Source organism: Endozoicomonas sp. SESOKO2 (genome assembly GCF_024606245.1).
Taxonomy (GTDB): Bacteria; Pseudomonadota; Gammaproteobacteria; order Pseudomonadales; family Endozoicomonadaceae; genus Endozoicomonas_A.
Genome location: NZ_JAHHPQ010000445.1, coordinates 1 through 2,372, shown reverse-complemented (window position 1 = coordinate 2,372; position 2,372 = coordinate 1). Strand labels below are relative to the sequence as shown.

Sequence of the window (2,372 nt, the reverse complement as noted above, 5' to 3'; positions counted from 1 at the left end):
ACATTGAGTTCAGCCTCTCTGGATGAAAGCACACAGAGGATGCTGGCAGGAATGTTGTCCGACATTCAACAACAGCAGTTAACGCAGGAAAGACTTAATCGTTACATCCTGGGACTATTGATTCAGGCGCCCGGGGAATTGAAAATGCTGAGTCAGTTTTTTTCTCTCACCGCTCAACATCTGGTTAATGTTCAACCTATCCATGCTATTCAGAACACGCCGTGGCAACAAACATTTCATCAGGACATGGCTTTTATTGTGCAAAGGGTTGAACGATTCAACGATTCTAATGTGCCGTTAAGAAAGCTCCATATTGCGGACATTCCTTCATTGTTGGCCGATGTGGCTTCAGGAGGTGTGACTTCGGGGGATGCGACCTCAGTAACCGATAGCTTTTCCTACGACAAAGGGCTATCACGTCTGTTTGCTCTCGTTGACGAATTACACGATGCCTGTTTAGTGCCCAGTGTTTCATCTGAAACCCGTCAAATGCTCAGAGACCCATCTGAAAAATGGTTGAGCCACATCACAGGAGAAATGACTAAAAGATTGCCAGAAGCCCTGAAGTACGGTCTTAATGATAAAGGATTCGTTTCTCCGGAATTTCTGGGCATGAGACAAAGCATGCATAAAGAGTGGCAATTAATTCTGACCAGCATCAACGATTCCGACAAAATGCTCACTCAATTTGAGATGGATCGCCCAAGAACAGACTTTGAATTCAAAGTAGCCAATGGCAGCAGTAAAAGAAAGGATCAAAGTTACTCTCATGTCGGAAAACCGCTGGAAGTCACTCAACTAATGCGCTTTCTTCGCGACCGGCGCGCTGCCAGCGCTTTATCAAAACTTTTGACTCAGGCTTTTGCTGCCTACCAGACCAAGCTTGAGAATTATCGCCTACATAAGGTGACCCCCTTTCTGCTGACCCCTATGGGCAAGGATGCCCGTGATACCATCCGGATTACAGTCACACAATTGCCAGACGGAAACCTTGCCGTTGATTACACAATGATAGCCGGTAAACCCCCCTATTCATTGGGAGTTAGAGAAGCCGGGATTATGGGACTGGAAACTTATCAAATTTCCGGCAGATCCATTGTTTCCATAGAACCTCTGAAGCGAGGTAAAGTTGAAGCAACAGAACCACAAGTCATGGTAAAGTTAGCCACCAGACAAGGACAAATAGACTGGTATGTTGATGAAAATGGGCAACTGCTTCAGATCCCCTGCCCTTATTTACCGTCAGAACAATAAGCCATCAATAACAACAAATTCTGTCAACCAAGGATGCCTTCTATGCAAATGCTGCGACACGGTATGAAGCTCTTTACTGCAACAGCTCTGACCATTTCTATTAGCGGCTGCTCTCTCCTTCAGATTCAACCCAAAACCAGCTATCAGCAAGACAAAACCTATAAACTGACCATTCTCCATACCAATGACCACCACGGTCGCTTCTGGCAGGACACTAAGGGGCGTTATGGTATGGCTGCCCGCATGACCCTGGTTAACCAGATTCGTGAAGAAGTTCAGGCTAAAGACGGCAATGTTCTATTATTATCCGGTGGCGATATCAACACGGGTGTACCTGAATCCGACTTGCAGGACGCCGTTCCTGACTTCATGGGTATGAACCTGCTCGGTTACGACGCAATGGCCGTTGGCAATCACGAATTCGACAATCCTCGCTCCATCCTCGAAATGCAGGCGGAGCTGGCTAACTTCCCCTTCCTGTCAGCTAATATCATTGACGACAAAACCGGAAAAACCCTGTTCGAACCTTATACCATCTTCGACGTGGATGAACTTCAGGTTGCCGTCATGGGCCTGACGACCAAAGACACACCGAAACAGACCAGCCCGGGTAATCTTGTCGGCCTGACATTTAAAGAACCTATGGTAGTCGCCTCCAAGCTTGTTCCTGAACTGAAAAAAAAACGCAGATATCATCATCGCCACTACTCACATGGGGCACTATGCCGACGCCTATTACGGTGCCAATGCACCGGGAGACGTGACTCTGGCAAGAAGTGTTGACGGCATTGACCTGATTGTCGGCGGTCACTCTCAAGACCCGCTGTTCAAGCCAGACCATCAGAACGGGACTTACATTGTTCAGGCCTGGGAATGGGGCAAATTCGTTGGTCGTGCTGATTTTGAATTTAAAAACGGCGACCTGAAACTGGTTGACTACCGACTGATTGCTGTGAATACGGGTAATACTGAAGTCTTGCTTGCCCAGGATCCAGCCATGCTGGAACTGCTGACACCTTACCAGAAAAAAGGTGCCAAAATGGTTCAGGAAAAAGTAGGCTCTGTCGACCAGCGCCTTCTGGGGGAACGCAAAGAAGTTCGTTTTGAGCCTACCAATC

2 protein-coding genes and 1 pseudogene are annotated in these 2,372 nt (G+C 47.5%); all 3 read left to right on the top strand.

Annotated features, from left to right (window positions below):
- On the top strand, positions 1 to 1,254 hold a 1,254-nt coding region (locus KDK17_RS10135), incomplete at its 5' end, for a hypothetical protein (RefSeq protein WP_257288001.1).
- A gap of 42 nt (positions 1,255 to 1,296) precedes the next feature.
- The gene (locus KDK17_RS10130) at positions 1,297 to 2,037 is read left to right on the top strand and encodes a metallophosphoesterase (RefSeq protein ID WP_306671269.1); all 741 of its coding nucleotides are present in this window, start codon (positions 1,297 to 1,299) and stop codon (positions 2,035 to 2,037) included.
- Positions 2,015 to 2,372, top strand: a pseudogene (gene ushA, locus KDK17_RS19330) (bifunctional UDP-sugar hydrolase/5'-nucleotidase); the annotation flags it as partial. The gene KDK17_RS10130 and the pseudogene ushA, both read left to right, overlap by 23 nt.